This is a genomic window from Alcanivorax sp. 24 (assembly GCF_004360225.1).
GTDB classification, from domain to species: Bacteria; Pseudomonadota; Gammaproteobacteria; order Pseudomonadales; family Alcanivoracaceae; genus Alloalcanivorax; species Alloalcanivorax xiamenensis.
Genome location: NZ_SNUA01000005.1, coordinates 261,588 through 276,587, shown reverse-complemented (window position 1 = coordinate 276,587; position 15,000 = coordinate 261,588). Strand labels below are relative to the sequence as shown.

Below are 15,000 nucleotides of genomic sequence, written 5' to 3'. Positions count from 1 at the left end.
GGCTCGACATTCCTGGCACAGGTCCGGGTATGGATGTGAAGCCTGGCATCCACCGGAAGAGCAACGCGGCGAACGATGGAAAAGACAGATGAAAACAGGCTCCAGGGGAGAAGATCTCAATGAGCAATGACGGCGTAAATACCAGCCGCCGTACCTTTCTGATCGGCCTGACATCGGCGATCGGGGCAGCGGGTGCGGTGGGGCTGGCGGTTCCTTTCGTGAAATCCTGGCTGCCTAGTGCCAAGGCGGAAAATGCCGGCGCCCCGGTCCAGGTCGATATCAGCAAGTTGGAATTGGGTCAGCGGGTGGTACAGGAATGGCGCGGGCAGCCGGTGTGGGTGGTGAACCGCACCGAGAAGATGCTCGAAGGCCTGTCCCAGATCGAAGGTTCGCTGCGAGACCCCGGTTCCGAGGAAGATCAGCAACCGCCGTACGCCAAGAATCAGTGGCGCTCCATCAAGAAGGAATATCTGGTGCTGATCGGCACCTGCACCCACCTCGGTTGCTCCCCCCTGTATGAGCAAGAGCCCACCGTGCAACTGGATCATGGCGGCTTTTTCTGTCCCTGCCACGGTTCCATGTTCGATCTGGCGGGACGTGTTTACCAAGGCGTGCCGGCTCCCACCAACCTGGTGGTTCCGCCGCACTCTTATCTGAGCGAGTCCGTGATCATCGTCGGCTCTGAAGAAGGGGAGACTCAGGCATGAGAGTGGTGAATGGCTTGATCGATTGGGTGGATGCGCGTCTTCCCGTCGTTAACACCTACAAGAAACACATGTCGGAGTACTACGCTCCGAAGAACTTCAATTTCTGGTACTACTTTGGCGTGCTCTCCATGGTGGTACTGGTGAACCAGCTGCTCACCGGTATCTGGTTGACCATGTTCTTTTCTCCCAACGAGGGCTTCCAGTCCGTCGAGTACATCATGCGCGATGTGCAGTGGGGCTGGCTGATCCGCTATATGCACGCGGTCGGTGCTTCCGCCTTCTTCGCCGTGGTTTACATCCACATGTTCCGTGGCCTGATGTACGGCTCCTACAAGCCGCCGCGGGAACTGGTGTGGATCTTCGGCATGCTTATCTATGTGGCGCTGATGGCCGAAGGCTTCCTCGGCTATGTGCTGCCCTGGGGCAACATGTCCTATTGGGGCGCCCAGGTGATCATCTCCCTGGCCGGCGCGATCCCGTTCGACGTGATTCCTTTCATCGATGCCAACGACGCCAAGGAAATCGGCGAAGCGCTCACCACCTGGGTGCGTGGCGACTATCTGCTGTCCACCGCCACCGTCAACAAGTTCTTTGCCCTGCACGTGGTGGCAATCCCGCTGGTGCTGGTGGCTCTGGTGTTCCTGCACATCCTGGCGCTGCATGAAGTCGGCTCCAACAACCCGGATGGCGTGGAGATCAAGAAGAACAAGGACGAGAACGGCATCCCCAAAGACGGCATCCCGTTCCACCCCTACTACACCGTCAAGGACCTGCCCGGCGTCATCATCTTCATGATGGTGTTCGCGGTGGTGATCTTCTATTTCCCCACCGGCGGCGGTTACCTGATCGAGAAGCCCAACTTCGCGCCGGCGGATCCGCTGAAGACGCCGGATCACATCGCCCCGGTGTGGTACTACGGCCCGTATTACGCGATGCTGCGCGCCACCACCATTGACTGGTTCATCTCCTCCAAGGCCTGGGGGCTGATTGCCATGGGTGGTGCCATCGCCATTCTGTTCCTGCTGCCCTGGCTGGACCGCCATCCGGTCAAGTCGATCCGTTACAAGGGGCTGCTGAGCAAAATCACCCTGGCGCTGTTCGTGGTGGACTTCCTGATCCTCGGTTACCTCGGAACCCAGCCGGCCACCGGTCTGGCGAAGACCGTGGCGCAGATCGGCACGGTGTATTACTTCCTGTTCTTCATCGTGATACTGCCATTCGGCCATCGATTCGAAAAATCCAAGCCGGTACCTGAGCGCGTCACGGGGGGTCACTGATGAAGAAGCTTTTTGCCGCCATTTTGTTCAGCTGTTTGCCGGCCCTGGCACTGGCCGCCGGTGGTCATGACGCTGAGTACGAGAAAGCGCCGGTCAACCTGCAGGACAAAGTGAGCCTGCAGAACGGTGCCAAGCTGTTCGTGAACTACTGCATGGGTTGTCATAGCCTGGAATACCTGCGTTACGGCCGCATGGCCGATGACCTGGGTATCCCGGATGAGCTGGTATTGAAGTATATGAACTTCACCAGTGATAAGATTGGCGATCAGATGCGGAACGCCATGGATAAGGACGACGCCAAGCAGTGGTTCGGGACCGCGCCGCCGGATCTGACCCTGGAAGCGCGCCTGAGAGACCCGGATTGGCTGTATTCTTATCTGATCGGCTTCTATGAGGATGAATCCCGTCCGTTCGGTTACAACAACAAAGTGTTCCCGAACGTCGGTATGCCGCATGTGATGGCCGGTATGCAGGAAGCCCTGGATGAAGAGGAATTCAAGGCCGCCATGGGCGATATCACCAACTTCCTCACTTACGCGGCGGAGCCGATTGCGCCCACCCGTGAGCGGATTGGTGTTTACGTGCTCGTGTTCCTTGCTATCCTTCTTGTCCCGGCGTATTTGCTGAAAAAGGAATACTGGAAAGACGTTCACTGATCCACGAACGTCGATTCAGCCAGCAACAGGGTAACCGCGCGAGCGGCTACCCTGTTTGTGTTATTAGATAATGCTTGGAGATGACTCGACCATGGGCGTGGTGACCAAACGTTCCTCAATGACTTTCTTCTCTTCCCCGGACGATCACTACAGCCACCGGGTACGTATTGTGCTGGCGGAGAAGGGCGTAACCGTGGATATCGTGGACGTGGACAGCCGGGACAAACCGGAAGATCTGGCGGCCCTGAATCCGTATAACGAGGTCCCGACCCTGGTGGACCGTGAACTGACCCTGTATCAGTCCACGGTGATCATGGAATATCTGGACGAGCGTTTCCCGCACCCGCCGTTGCTGCCGGTATATCCGGTGGCGCGGGCGCAGAGCCGCCTGCTGGTGCACCGTATCGAGCGCGATTGGTGCGGCCATGTGGACGCCCTGGTGCTGGGGGAGGAGAAGGACGCGGCACTGAACAAGCGTCGCAAGGAGCTGCGCGAGGGAATGATCGCCACCGCGCCGATCTTCAATGAGCTGCCATTCTTCATGAGCGAGGAATTCACCCTGGTGGATTGCGTGGTGGCGCCGATTTTGTGGCGGTTGCCCATCCTGGGCGTGGATCTACCGGCCAAACAGGCCAAGCCGCTGCTGGATTACGCCGAGCGCCTGTTCGACCGTGACAGCTTCCAGGCCAGCCTGACCGAGGCTGAGCGGGAAATGCGTCTGGCGCTGTGACCCCCGGGCCCGTGCCACCGAGCACGGGCTTTTTTTGCCGCCGAAGCGCGGCCGCATTGATCGGAAAAGCCCTGCTGTTATGTCCGAAATGACTTCCAACCGGCCCTATTTGATCCGCGCCACCCATGAGTGGATATGCGATAACGGTCTTACCCCTCATCTGGCGGTGGACGCGGGCTACCCCGGCACGGAAGTGCCGCAGGAATTCGTCAAGGATGGCCAGATCGTACTGAACGTGGCTCCCCGGGCCGTGACCCAGTTCGTGGCGGGCAACGATGAGATCGTCTTCTCCGCCCGTTTCGGCGGCGTGCCCCATCACCTCAAAGTGCCGGTGGGCGCGGTGATGGCGATTTTCGCCCGGGAAAATGGCCAGGGCATGGCGTTCGAGCCCATGGAACCACCTCCGAATCCTCCCGAAGACGGTCCCGATGACAATGGTCCTGACAAAGGTCCCGACAAGGGCCCGCGTTTGCGTGTGGTGAAGTAAGCACCGCCGCCCCCCGATAACCCGTATCTGATTGTGGAGCCTGTATGCTGTTTTCGCCACGCGTGCGATTGATCCTGAGCCTGGTTGCCGCGTTCTTCCTGGTTTTCGTGGTACTGAGGGCGGCGTTCTTCTGGTTCTTCCTGTCCGGTCTGGAATTGCCGCCGGAAGAGCTCTGGCACGCTTTTGGTATCGGCGTTCGCTTTGATTTGCGTCTGGCCCTGCTGATCACTCTGCCGGTGGCTATCCTCAGCCTGCTGCCGGGGCTGCTCGGTCTGCGCCGCGGTCAACTGGCGCGGAAACTGGCGGTGGCCTGGCTGGCCGTGGCCTCCGCCGTGGCCTGTTTCGTTTATATCGCCGATTTCGCCCACTACAGCTATCTGGAAGAGCGCCTCAACAGCTCCGTGCTGCGTTTCCTGACCAACCGGGGGGATTCCCTGCGGATGGTGTGGGAGAGCTACCCGGTGGTCTGGCTGACACTGCTGCTACTGGTAGCGCTGGCGGTGGGGGCCTGGCTGGGGCGCAAGCCGGTTGCCGCTTTCGCGCGCCGTGCGGCGCCGGGGCGTGGCTGGCTGGGGGGCACCATCGCCGTGGCGTTGGGCATTTATCTGTACGCTCTGGGGATCATGGGGCAAACCGGCACGGTGCCGCTGCGTTGGAGTGACGCTTACTTCTCCAACAATCTGCAGGTGGCATCCCTGGGTTTGAACCCGGCGATCTTCTTTTACGACACCTACACCACCGGTACCCGGGAGCATGATGACGAGCTGCTGGCGCTGCGCTACCAGCGGGTGGCGGAATACCTGGGGGTGACCAATCCGGACCCCGAGACCATGACGTTCGCCCGGTCGGTGCCCGGCCAGGCGCCGCAACGGCCGCCCAATGTGGTCCTGATTCACCTGGAATCCATGGGCGCCAACCGCATGGGGCTGTTCGGCAACCCGATGGAGGCCACGCCCAACCTGGACCGCCTCGGTAATGAGGGACTGTTCTTCCCCAATTTCATGGTGCCCTCCAGTGGTACCGCCCGCACCGTGTTTGGCCTGGTGACCGGGATTCCCGACATTACCTGGGGCGGCTCCACCGCCTCCCGGGATCCGCGGATCGTCAACCAGTACACCCTGGTCAATGCCTTCGAGGGCTACGAGCGCCTTTACTTCATCGGCGGCTCCGCCGGCTGGGCCAATATCCGCGGTGTATTGAAGAACAACATCCAGGATCTGGAGTTGTGGGAAGCCGGAGACTACGATGCCCCCAACATCGATGTCTGGGGCATCTCGGACCGGGATCTGTTCAAGGCCGCCCACCAGCGCCTGGACCAGTTGGATCCGGACAAGCCGTTCGTTGCCTTCATCCAGACCGCCGGCAATCATCGGCCGTTCACCATTCCCGATGACGATTCCAACTTCGAGGTGATCAATCCGCCGGAAGATAAAGTGCGCCAGCACAGCTTCCTCGGCAATGATCAGTACAACGCGGTGCGCCTGCTGGACTACAACATCGGTTACTACCTGAATGACCTGGTGGCCGGATCCCACTACGCGGACAACACCATCTTCATTCTCTATGGCGATCACAATGATCGTTCCGGGTCATCCCGGCACATGGGGTACAGCGAATCCCTGCAACTGGACAAGCATCATGTGCCGTTGATCATCTACGGCCCCGGAGTATTGGGCGAGCACCGGGTGGTTGAACGTCCGGCAAGTCTGGTCGACGTCATGCCCACCGCCTTGGGACTCGCCGGTCTGCCTTATGAGAACCGCACCATGGGGCGGGATTTGCTCAACACCGACGGCCCGTCCTACGCCATCACCTTTGGTGGTGACCGCTCCCATCGCCCGCTGATCGGTCTGGTCGGCTCGGACTACCACCTGAGCATGTACTACGACGGAGACAACGCCCGTCTTTACGACCTGGACGATCCGCGCCTGGAGGCGGATGTCGGCGCCGATCACCCGGAAGTGTTCGAAGAGCGCAAGGAAATGCTGGAAGGGCTGTATCAGGCGGGGCGCTATATGCTCCACCATAACCGGCCTTAGCTAAGCGCCGTCGGCTGCTCCCGCAAACGGATTACGAAGCCGCTGTGGGAGACTGCCTTGGCAGCGAAAGGCCCTGAGATCGAACTTACACTGTATTCGCTGGCAAGCCAGCTTCCCACAGCCCACAAGGGGACTGCGCAGCCGCTGTGGGAGCGGCCTTGGCCGCGAATAGACGGCAAAATCCTCGTTCAGGGCACCGCCAGGTCCGCCGGAAACCGGCGAATGCGCTGGGTCAGGTACAAGCCGACAACCAGCCAGAAGCAGGTAAAGCCGATGGCGAGCGGGAAACCGCCCTCTGTTTCGATCAGCCCGCCCGCCACCGCCGGGCCGATCAGCTGCCCGCCAGCGAAGAACAGGGTGACATAACTGAACGCGATGGGAATGTAACGCGGTGCCACTTGATCGGTACTGGCGGCCTGGATCAGGGTGAAGACCCCATTGACCGCGCAGCCCATGAAGAAGAAATGGGCTATGAACAGAGGCAGGCTCTGATCGACCAGGGGCAGCGCCATGGCAACGGTCACCACCGACATGGCCAGGCTCAGAGTATTGCCGCGCCCCCAACTGTCCGACAGCGATCCCCATAACGGGCCGCTGAGGACGGAAAGCAGCCCCATCATTGCCATCAGCCACCCGGCGATGGTTTCGTCGAAGCCGGATTCCACCACATAGCTGACCATGAACAGAGCCTGGGTGATGTACACCATGCCGATGATGCCGTACACCAGCGCCATGATGATGACCCGGGGATTCCGGTAGATCAGCCATTTATCCGCCGAGGGCGGCCGCGTCGTGCCGGCGTCGTCAGCGGTGGGGGGATCACGCACCGCCAGCAGGACCAATAAGCAAACGGCGCCAGCGACGGCGGCGAAAATGCCCCAGGTCACCCGCCAGCCGTTGGTGCCGAAAAGATCGGAGAGCCAGGGCACCAGCAGCCCGATGAAGAAAATCCCCGCGCCAACGCCGGCGGTCATGCAGCCGATCATGGTTCCGCGTCGCTCCGGGTACCAGGTGGCCAGCAACGACACCGTGGGCGCGAAGGAAAACGCGGTGCCGAAGCCGAGCAGGGCCATCAGCACCACGATCAGCGGGTAGTCGGCGACGACGGCCAGCCCGGCGAAGCCCAGGGTCACCGCCGCCAGCCCGAACACCACCGCATTGCGGGCCCCCCAGCGACTGGCCGCGAGACCGCCAAGCAGTACGAACAGCAGATAACCCAAAGCGGTGACCGTGCCCAGAGCACCGGCCTGGCGATAGCTCAGTCCAAGATCGGCACGCATGGCCGGCAGCAGCAGGCCGTAGGCCAGACGGGCGAAGACGATGACCACCAGGGCCACCAGCATGGCGGACACGGCCATGACGAAAGGGTTGGGCCGATTGTCGGTTCGAGGCATTTGGGGCGTCACTCTGGTAAGGCCGGATCAGCATGGTCGGCGTGGTCAACGGAATAAGCAACCGTGCCCATCACGCGTTGCGCGCCATCAGGCCACCGTCCACCGGAATCACCGCGCCGGTGATGTAGGACGCCGCCGGCAGGCACAGGCTGGCGGTCATGTGCGCCACTTCTTCCGGGGCGCCATAACGGCGCAAGGCGGTGCGCCGTCTGGCGAAAATGGCCTTGTGCTCGTCCGCGATCCGCGCGGTCATGCCGGTGTCGATGGGGCCGGGGCAGATGCAGTTCACGGTGATCCCTTCCTTGCCCAGCTCCACCGCCAGGGCGCGGGTGAGGCCGGTGACGCCGGCCTTGGCCGCCGCATAGGCGCTGTTCTCGGCGGTGGCGCCGAGGGCTTCGGTGGAGGCGATATTGACGATGCGGGGATGCTCCGAGCGCCGCAGGTGGGGCAGGGCGGCACGCACCAGCCGCTGCTGCGCGGTCAGCAGAATCGACAGACAGGTGTGCCAGGTGACTTCGTAGTCGTCCGCTGGGGACGAGATGGCGGTGAAGCCGGAGACCCCGGCATTGTTGATGAGAATGTCCAGGCCGCCGAAGGCTTCAGCCACCTCGGCGGTAATCGCTTCGATCGCGGCGGCGTCGCTCACGTCCAGGGCCCAGCTTCGTGCCTGGAAACCGGCGTCTTGAATCGCCTTGGCCACTTGCCCGGCGCCCTCCTGATCGCGATCGGTGATGGCCACCCGTGCCCCCTCGCTGGCGAAAACCCGGGCGGTGGCCCGTCCCATGCCGCTGGCGCCACCGGTCACCAGGACCCGGGCACCGTTCAGAGAGCGGCTCAATTCGGTGAGGCTGCTCATGCTTGGACCTCTCTTGCAGGTTTCACGATGTTTGCGCTACACGCCAATTCGCTGCCAAGGCAGCTTCCCACAGCGGTTCCGCGGTTCCCTTTGTGGGAAGCGAGCTTACTCGCGAATACAGCGCTCACGGTGTGAACAGGCGCTAGGAATCGGCCGCCCATTGCTGGCGAAGGGCTTTCTTGTCCAGTTTGCCGTAGGCGGTGAGCGGCAGGCTGTCGACCAGATGGATCTGCTTGGGGACCTTGTATTTGGACAGGGCCGCTTTGCAGTGGCTCAGCAGCGCCTGAAGATCCAGCGGCGCGCTGGTATCGGGGACCACGAACGCGGTGACCGCCTCGCCCCAATCCGAATCGGGCAGGCCCACCACCGCCACCTGGCCAACACCGGGATACGGCTGGATCGCGTTCTCCACCTCCGAGGTGTACACGTTCATGCCGCCGCTGATGATCATGTCGTTCTTGCGGTCCAGCAGGTACAGATACCCGTCCGCGTCCATCCGTCCGATGTCACCGGTGTGCAGCCAGCCGTCCACCAGCGTTTCGGCGCTTTTCTCCGGCAGGCCGTGATAACCGAGCATGTTGTATGGTGTGCGGGCCGCCACTTCACCGCTTTCTCCCGCCGGCACCGTTTCGCCTTTGTCGTTGACGATGCGGACCTGACTCATGGTCGCGGCCTGGCCGCAACTGAGCAGCCGCTCCGGATGGGCCGGGTTGTGATCCTCCCGGCGCAACCGGGTGATGAAGTTGGGGGCTTCCGACTGGCCGTACAATTGCACGAACACCGGACCGAAGGTTTCCAGCCCCTGAGTCAGACGCTCCGCGGTGATCGGGGCGGCGCCGTAGAGCATGGTGCGCAACGAACTCAGATCCGGACGGGGCTCCGGATTGGCCTCCAGCCAGTCCAGCAGCCGATAAATCATGGTGGGCACCATGAAGGTGAGAGTGACCTTGTCCTCGCTGATGCGGCGAATCACGGTGGCCGGATCGAAGCCGGGCTCGATGTAATGGGTGGCGCCTTTCAGCAGCCCGGCCATCAGAATACTGCCGGCGGCATGAGGCAGAGGGGAGGTGAGCAGGAAGCGCTCGTCATCTCGCAGTGCCAGCTCCATCTGGTGGGAAAGCAGATTCAGGTAAATGTTCTTCTGGCTGTGCAGGACCCCCTTGGGTTTGCCGGTGGTGCCGCCGGTGTAGGGAATGAAGGCCAGATCATCCGGTGTTACTTTGACGTCGGTGTACTCCGGTTTGCCGGAGGCGAGGAAGTGGTCCCAAGGGATCATGCCTTCCGGGCAGTCCCTCGCTGGGCCAAGTGCGATTACCTGCTCCAGTTCCGGCAAGCGATCACGGTGACGGGAGAGCAGCTCGAAACGTTGGGCATCGACAATGGCCACCCGGGTGTTGGAGTCGGCCAGAATATAGAGCACCTCATCGTCGCTGAGCATGCTGTTCAGCGCCACCCGCGTGGCGCCGGCCTGAATCACCCCCTGGGCCGCCACCGCGAACTCCAGGCAGTTGGCCATGGCGAGCGCCACCCGGGTGCCCGGAGTGACGCCGACCTCGATGAGGGCGTTGCCGACCTGAAAGCTGCCGCGCTGCAACTCGGCATAACTGAGGTCGCGGCCCTCCATGGTCAGCGCGCGGCGGTCCGCGAAACGGGCCAGAGCACCGGTGTACAGGGATTTCAGCGTCATCAACGGGACGGTCATGGAGGCACCTGGTTGTTGTCGTTGTCGGGTGGCGGGCGGAGAGCCGGATCGGTCGGTGTATTACGTTAGCGAGGGTGGCGGCGGGTGAGCATCGTCGGAACCGACGAAGCGTCGGTCAATAATCTTGACTGAGTTTGGAAGGGGGAGGCGGTGGTGGCACCGCCCCGGATCGGTTAGTCGATGTATTCGATGATCTTGACGATCTTCTGCACGCCGCCGACTTTCTGAACTTTCTGCACGGCCATGTCGGCTTCCTGGTGGGTAAGCAGCCCCATCAGGTAAACCACGCCGTTTTCGGTGACCACCTTGGTGCGCATGCCGGGGGTATCACCGCTCAGCACCAGACGGCTTTTTACCTTGGTGGTGAGCCAGGCGTCGTTGGTGCGGGCCATGGCGGAGTTGTTGCCGGCCACGCGCAGCTCATTATGAACGTTGCGCACATGGCGCACGTCGCGGGCGATGTTTTCCGCCTGGGTTTTCAGGGATTCGCTGGCCACCTGGCCGGCCAGCAGCAAATTGCCGTTGAAACTGACCACGACAATGTGGGATTCGTCCAGATCGGCGCTGGTGCGGGCCAGATTGATCTTCACCTTGCGCTCGATGTTGCCGTCCTCGATGAACGCCCCGAAGGTGCGGGAGCCGTGATCCTGATCCACCGGTTCCTCGGACATGTTCTTGGTCATGCTGGTGCAGCCCGCGGTGAGCAGGGTGGCCAACAACACGATCAAACCCGTGACGCGCATCAGGCTCCTCCGAACAGCTGTTGGTCAATAAAGTCACACAGGGCGTGGATCACCAGCAGGTGCACTTCCTGAATACGGGCGGTGGAGTGCGCCGGCACCCGGATCTCGATGTCCTGGGGGCCGTACAGGTTCACCATCTCGCCGCCTTCCCGGCCGGTCATCGCCACCACTTTCATGTCACGGTCGTGGGCCGCCTGGATCGCCTGGATCACGTTGGCGGAATTGCCGCTGGTGGAGATCGCCAACAGCACGTCGCCGCTGTTGCCAAGCGCGCGCACCTGCTTGGAGAAGATCTCGTTGTAGCTGTAATCGTTGGCGATGGAGGTCAGGGTGGAGGAATCGGTGGTCAACGCCACCGCTGGCAGCGCCGGGCGTTCCATTTCGAAGCGGTTGAGCAGCTCGGAGGAGAAGTGCTGGGCATCGCCGGCGGAACCGCCGTTACCGCAACTGAGAATCTTGCCGCCGTTGAGCAAGCACTCCACCATCACCTGGCCGGCCATGGCGATCACCTCGGGGAGCACTTCCCCGGCTTTCGCCTTGGTTTCCAGACTTTCGGCGAACAGTTGCCTGATGCGATCCACACTCATCTTTCTTCTCCGTAAAAAGCGTTTTGCACCCATTGGTAACGGACCTCTCCGTCACCATCCGGTTCCAGCCCGAGCACGTCGAAACGGCAGGGATGGGAGCCCCAGCGGGCATTATGAGCCAGAAAATGACGGGCGGCGACGTGCAGCCGCCGTTGTTTGGCGCGGGTCACCGAGGCCAGCGCGCCACCGTAGTCGCGGCGGCTGCGCCAGCGTACCTCAATGAAGACCAAAGTGTCGTGGTCGGTCATGATCAGATCCACTTCGCCCTGGCGGCAACGGTAGTTCCGCGCTACCGGGCGCAGACCCCGCGCCCGCAACCAGCGCAGGGCCTGCCACTCCGCCCGTTGACCGCGCCTGGCGCCAAGCACCGGATCAGGGCGTCAGCAGTGGGCTGGGCAGGCCCCCTTTGAACGTGGCCCACTGCAGTTCGCGCACCACGCGCTGGCCGTCCAGATGCAGCACGCCGGTGGCGCCGGACAGGGTGCTGCCTGGCGCGCTGTTCAGCATGGGCAGCCGGGCTTGCAGACGGAAGGCGTCCACGCCCATGGCGAACAGGCGGGTGTAGCGGCCGTGGCCATCCGGCCAGTTCGCCGTGGCCATCTCCTCGAGACGCTGGTCCGGATTCAACACCCAGGGCATGTCCACGAACTGGACCCGGTCCAGATCCTGGTCGCGGCGCGGGTCGGGGATACCGCCGTAAATATAGGAGGTACTGTGCACCGGAAGATAGCGGGCGTAGTGGTAGTTCAGGGCCGGTTTGACCTGACGCCCCTGGTCGGCGTTGGCGACCAGGAACACAAACGCCATGTCCTCCGGGCCACGGGGACGGAATTCCTTGCCGCCGCTGGAACCGAGATTGCCGCGGGCCTCGCCGAGAAACGCTTTCACCGAGCCGCCGATGTCGTCATCGGCGTAGGTGCGGCTGACCACGATGGAGCCACCTTGTGACTGCCAGGCATCAGTGAACGCTTCGGCGACGCGGTAGCCCCACTCCGAGTTGGGGTAGAGCACGCCCGCTCTCACCGCGCCGGCGGCGTAACCGTCGCGGGCCACCTGGCGCGCTTCGTCTTCCGGCGCCAGGCCGAACTGATACAGGCCGCTGCCGCCATCGTCCAGGTAGTTCAGCGCCAGAGTGGGAACCGGCGGAGTGCCGAGCGCATCGATGGCGGCCACCTGGTCCTTGGCCAGCGGACCGATCACGAATTGCGCGCCGTCCATCACCGCCTGCTGATAGACCTGGGCGGCATTGGCGTCGGCGGTATCGTAGAAACGTAGCTCGGGGGTGTAGTCGCCATTGTCCCGGGCCAGGTAATAGCCGGCCATGAGGCCATCATGGAGCGCGTTGCCGGCATAGGAGAGAGGGCCGCTTTCCGGCAGCAGAACCGCGACCCGGGCCGGCCGTTCCTGCGCGGCGCTGCGCATGGCGTTGAGCGTCTCGGGCAACCGCGCCTGGGCCGGGTGCCGTGGCCAGCGTTGCTGCCAGTCATTCATTCGCGCCACCTGATCGTCGAGACCGGCCTGGGCGTCGCGGTAGATGTCCGCCAGTTCCAGCCAGCCGAGCAGATCACCGCTGGCGCCTTCGGCTTCCTGCTGCAATTGATTGCGTGGTACACGCAGCAGCGCCTGCCAGGTCATGTCCTGGTTGTAGGCGCGGTCGGAACGCCCCAGACGCGGCTGGATTTCCACTCGCTCCTTGAGGCTTTCCATCAGATTGTCGTTGAGAGCGAGGGCGTCCGCGTGCAGCAAAGCAAGACGTGCCTGCTGATCCGCGGGCATGGAACGGATATCCCCCTGGTAGCTGTCGAGCAGATCCAGCGCCTGTTGTGGTTGGCGCTGGCCGAGCAGGGCCTGGGCGCTCAACTGCAACCAGCGGAAACGCTGATCCATGCTCTGGGCGCCGCCGCGCACCAGGTCCAGCACGTCGCTGGCCTCCTGGGCCCGGTCGTTGACCAGATAATAGCTGGCCCAGGAAAGGGCGGTGTCGGTCCGCGCCGGATCCGCCAGATCACCAAGGCGCTGCCTGGCGGTCTCGGTGCTGGAGGGGGCTTCACGGGCGGGAGCCGTGTCCATGGCGGGGGTGCCGCTGCGTTGATATGCCCCTGGTGTCTGGGCGCAGCCGGTGATGGTGAGAATCACCAGCAACGCGGCCCATCTGATCGGTCTCAATTCCATGACGATGGGATAACCCTTTGCTACTGCGGGAATGGAGCCGGTATTGTAGGCACTTTCCGACTCGCGAATAACCCCTGGCGGCGCTGCGCGCCCCCTCTCTTGCCCTATCAGTGAGACAGAGCACGTAAAATGACCCGACCCTCCGACGCCGCCGACGCGGGCTGCCTCTACGTAGTCAGCACACCGATCGGTAATCTGGACGATATTTCCCGGCGCGCCATCCAGGTGTTACAGGAAGTGGATTGGGTGGCCGCCGAGGACACCCGGCATAGCCAGGGGCTGATGCAGCAATTGGGAATCTCCGCTCGCCTGATCAGCTGCCACGACCACAATGAACAGCAGCGCACTCCGGATCTGGTGGCGCGGCTGGCCGATGGTGAAAACGGAGCATTGATCAGCGATGCCGGCACGCCGCTGGTCAGTGATCCGGGCTACCGTCTGGTGCGGGCTTGCCAGGATGCGGGGGTGATGGTGGTGCCGATTCCCGGAGCTTCGGCGTTGCTGGCGGCGCTGGCGGTGGCCGGCCAGCCCAGCGATCGCTTTTTGTTTGAAGGTTTTCCACCGGCCAAGGGCGCCGCCCGGGAACGGGTTTTGGAACGGCTGGCCGCCGCGGACCTGACGACCATCATCTATGAAGCGCCTCATCGGGTGCTGTCCCTGCTTGAGGCGCTGGCGCCAAAAGTGGCGCCGGAGCGGGAACTGACCCTGTGCCGGGAGCTGACCAAACGCTTCGAAACGGTACGCCGGGGACCGGTCGCGGAGGTGCTGGAATGGGTGCGTGCCGACAAGGACCAGCAGCGCGGGGAACTGGTGCTGGTGCTGGGTCCGGCGCTGCAAAGTGACCTGCTCAGCGAACAGGACCGGGCCCTGGCCCGGGCACTTCTGGAAGAATTGCCACTGTCCCGCGCCGCCCGCGTGCTGGCCGCCCATACCGGGCTCAAGCGGCAGGCGCTGTACAGTTACTTGGAGACAATTGACAGTTGATAGTGGGCAGTTGACAGCGGAAAGGAGATGCGAAGATGCAAAATTCATTTGCGTATCAACAAAGTCGATTCATGCCTTTTCTGTGGGAAGCTTGCTTGCAAGCGAATGTCGCCAAGCGCCTGAGCGAACCCTATTCGCTTGCAAGCAAGCTTCCCACAGCGGCTAAAGATCTCCTGTTTTTTTTGTTTTCCGCTGTCAACTGTCCACTATCAACTGTCAACTGAATCCATTATGCTGCGCCCGGGTCGGTCAGGCAGCCGCTGGCGGGAAACCGCTGGAGGAAAGTCCGGGCTCCACAGGGCAGGGTGCCAGGTAACGCCTGGGGGTCACACTGGTGACGGTGTGGCTACGGCCAGTGCCGCAGAAAAGATACCGCCTGTTCCTTCGGGGACGGGTAAGGGTGAAAAGGTGCGGTAAGAGCGCACCGCGCCGCTGGTAACAGCGGTGGCAGGGTAAACCCCACCCGGAGCAAGACCAAATAGGGATCCGATGGCGTGGCCCGCGCTGGATCCGGGTAGGTCGCTAGAGGTCCTCGGTGACGGGGATCCCAGATGAATGGCTGCCCACGACAGAACCCGGCTTATCGACCGGCCCACCTTATTCTTTGGCTTATCGCGGAATAGCGGGAAGTCTTCCTTTCCCTTTTCTGGCGACACTCCTCAATCT

Annotated in this window: 15 protein-coding genes and 1 other RNA gene; 9 read left to right on the top strand and 7 right to left on the bottom strand. The window is 62.5% G+C overall.

Annotation, left to right across the window (positions count from 1 at the left end; all coding sequences use genetic code 11):
* The first annotated feature begins 119 nt into the window (after positions 1–119).
* The 6 genes from petA to E0L37_RS09480 all read left to right on the top strand — a co-directional run bounded on the left by petA (position 120) and on the right by E0L37_RS09480 (position 5,896).
* Entirely contained in the window at positions 120–707 is a 588-nt protein-coding gene (gene petA, locus E0L37_RS09505) for a ubiquinol-cytochrome c reductase iron-sulfur subunit (RefSeq protein WP_133491498.1), read from the top strand.
* Positions 704–1,984: a cytochrome bc complex cytochrome b subunit gene (locus tag E0L37_RS09500; RefSeq protein WP_205655595.1), complete on the top strand. Its 1,281-nt coding sequence runs from the start codon at positions 704–706 to the stop codon at positions 1,982–1,984. The genes petA and E0L37_RS09500 overlap by 4 nt, the downstream gene beginning before the upstream one ends.
* Positions 1,984–2,640: a cytochrome c1 gene (locus E0L37_RS09495; protein WP_133491497.1), complete on the top strand. Its 657-nt coding sequence runs from the start codon at positions 1,984–1,986 to the stop codon at positions 2,638–2,640. Before E0L37_RS09500 ends, E0L37_RS09495 begins: the two co-directional genes overlap by 1 nt.
* A 91-nt stretch (positions 2,641–2,731) precedes the next feature.
* The gene (gene sspA, locus E0L37_RS09490; RefSeq protein WP_022996218.1) at positions 2,732–3,370 is read left to right on the top strand and encodes a stringent starvation protein SspA; all 639 of its coding nucleotides are present in this window, start codon (positions 2,732–2,734) and stop codon (positions 3,368–3,370) included.
* Between the two features lie 79 nt (positions 3,371–3,449).
* Complete coding sequence (locus tag E0L37_RS09485; protein WP_201303679.1) at positions 3,450–3,857, top strand: ClpXP protease specificity-enhancing factor; 408 nt, start codon at positions 3,450–3,452, stop codon at positions 3,855–3,857.
* Between the two features lie 44 nt (positions 3,858–3,901).
* Positions 3,902–5,896, top strand: a complete 1,995-nt coding sequence (locus tag E0L37_RS09480; protein ID WP_133491496.1) for an LTA synthase family protein — start codon at positions 3,902–3,904, stop codon at positions 5,894–5,896.
* Between the two features lie 188 nt (positions 5,897–6,084).
* Here E0L37_RS09480 and E0L37_RS09475 read toward each other — a convergent pair whose 3' ends face one another.
* The 7 genes from E0L37_RS09475 to E0L37_RS09445 form a co-directional block, all read right to left on the bottom strand.
* Positions 6,085–7,290, bottom strand: coding sequence for an MFS transporter (locus E0L37_RS09475; protein WP_133491495.1), 1,206 nt, complete (start codon positions 7,288–7,290; stop codon positions 6,085–6,087).
* Positions 7,291–7,360: 70 nt separating this feature from the next.
* A complete protein-coding gene (locus E0L37_RS09470) occupies positions 7,361–8,146 on the bottom strand; it encodes an SDR family NAD(P)-dependent oxidoreductase (protein WP_133491494.1) in 786 nt (261 codons plus the stop codon).
* A 142-nt stretch (positions 8,147–8,288) separates the two neighbouring features.
* Complete coding sequence (locus E0L37_RS09465; RefSeq protein ID WP_133491493.1) at positions 8,289–9,848, bottom strand: AMP-binding protein; 1,560 nt, start codon at positions 9,846–9,848, stop codon at positions 8,289–8,291.
* Positions 9,849–10,021: 173 nt separating this feature from the next.
* Positions 10,022–10,591: a BON domain-containing protein gene (locus tag E0L37_RS09460; protein WP_133491492.1), complete on the bottom strand. Its 570-nt coding sequence runs from the start codon at positions 10,589–10,591 to the stop codon at positions 10,022–10,024.
* Positions 10,591–11,178, bottom strand: a complete 588-nt coding sequence (locus tag E0L37_RS09455) for a phosphoheptose isomerase (RefSeq protein ID WP_133491491.1) — start codon at positions 11,176–11,178, stop codon at positions 10,591–10,593. Before E0L37_RS09455 ends, E0L37_RS09460 begins: the two co-directional genes overlap by 1 nt.
* Entirely contained in the window at positions 11,175–11,546 is a 372-nt protein-coding gene (locus E0L37_RS09450) for a YraN family protein (protein ID WP_133491490.1), read from the bottom strand. The genes E0L37_RS09455 and E0L37_RS09450 overlap by 4 nt, the downstream gene beginning before the upstream one ends.
* A gap of 4 nt (positions 11,547–11,550) precedes the next feature.
* The gene (locus E0L37_RS09445; protein WP_133491489.1) at positions 11,551–13,350 is read right to left on the bottom strand and encodes a penicillin-binding protein activator; all 1,800 of its coding nucleotides are present in this window, start codon (positions 13,348–13,350) and stop codon (positions 11,551–11,553) included.
* Positions 13,351–13,479: 129 nt separating this feature from the next.
* On the opposite strand from E0L37_RS09445, the gene rsmI reads away from it, so the two are divergent.
* From rsmI to rnpB, 3 genes are all read left to right on the top strand, one after another.
* Complete coding sequence (gene rsmI / locus E0L37_RS09440; protein WP_133491488.1) at positions 13,480–14,334, top strand: 16S rRNA (cytidine(1402)-2'-O)-methyltransferase; 855 nt, start codon at positions 13,480–13,482, stop codon at positions 14,332–14,334.
* A gap of 35 nt (positions 14,335–14,369) precedes the next feature.
* Entirely contained in the window at positions 14,370–14,558 is a 189-nt protein-coding gene (locus tag E0L37_RS09435; RefSeq protein ID WP_133491487.1) for a hypothetical protein, read from the top strand.
* 17 nt (positions 14,559–14,575) lie between these two features.
* An RNA gene (gene rnpB, locus E0L37_RS09430) (RNase P RNA component class A) lies at positions 14,576–14,933 on the top strand.
* Positions 14,934–15,000 lie beyond the last annotated feature (67 nt).

What these genes read in the sequence shown, in the direction of transcription:
- petA (WP_133491498.1), top strand. Translation starts at nt 120, where the DNA reads ATGAGCAATGACGGCGTAAATACCAGCCGCCGTACCTTTCTGATCGGC.
- E0L37_RS09500 (WP_205655595.1), top strand. Translation starts at nt 704, where the DNA reads ATGAGAGTGGTGAATGGCTTGATCGATTGGGTGGATGCGCGTCTTCCC.
- E0L37_RS09495 (WP_133491497.1), top strand. Translation starts at nt 1,984, where the DNA reads ATGAAGAAGCTTTTTGCCGCCATTTTGTTCAGCTGTTTGCCGGCCCTG.
- sspA (WP_022996218.1), top strand. Translation starts at nt 2,732, where the DNA reads ATGGGCGTGGTGACCAAACGTTCCTCAATGACTTTCTTCTCTTCCCCG.
- E0L37_RS09485 (WP_201303679.1), top strand. Translation starts at nt 3,450, where the DNA reads ATGTCCGAAATGACTTCCAACCGGCCCTATTTGATCCGCGCCACCCAT.
- E0L37_RS09480 (WP_133491496.1), top strand. Translation starts at nt 3,902, where the DNA reads ATGCTGTTTTCGCCACGCGTGCGATTGATCCTGAGCCTGGTTGCCGCG.
- E0L37_RS09475 (WP_133491495.1), bottom strand. Translation starts at nt 7,290, where the DNA reads ATGCCTCGAACCGACAATCGGCCCAACCCTTTCGTCATGGCCGTGTCC.
- E0L37_RS09470 (WP_133491494.1), bottom strand. Translation starts at nt 8,146, where the DNA reads ATGAGCAGCCTCACCGAATTGAGCCGCTCTCTGAACGGTGCCCGGGTC.
- E0L37_RS09465 (WP_133491493.1), bottom strand. Translation starts at nt 9,848, where the DNA reads ATGACCGTCCCGTTGATGACGCTGAAATCCCTGTACACCGGTGCTCTG.
- E0L37_RS09460 (WP_133491492.1), bottom strand. Translation starts at nt 10,591, where the DNA reads ATGCGCGTCACGGGTTTGATCGTGTTGTTGGCCACCCTGCTCACCGCG.
- E0L37_RS09455 (WP_133491491.1), bottom strand. Translation starts at nt 11,178, where the DNA reads ATGAGTGTGGATCGCATCAGGCAACTGTTCGCCGAAAGTCTGGAAACC.
- E0L37_RS09445 (WP_133491489.1), bottom strand. Translation starts at nt 13,350, where the DNA reads ATGGAATTGAGACCGATCAGATGGGCCGCGTTGCTGGTGATTCTCACC.
- rsmI (WP_133491488.1), top strand. Translation starts at nt 13,480, where the DNA reads ATGACCCGACCCTCCGACGCCGCCGACGCGGGCTGCCTCTACGTAGTC.
- E0L37_RS09435 (WP_133491487.1), top strand. Translation starts at nt 14,370, where the DNA reads ATGCAAAATTCATTTGCGTATCAACAAAGTCGATTCATGCCTTTTCTG.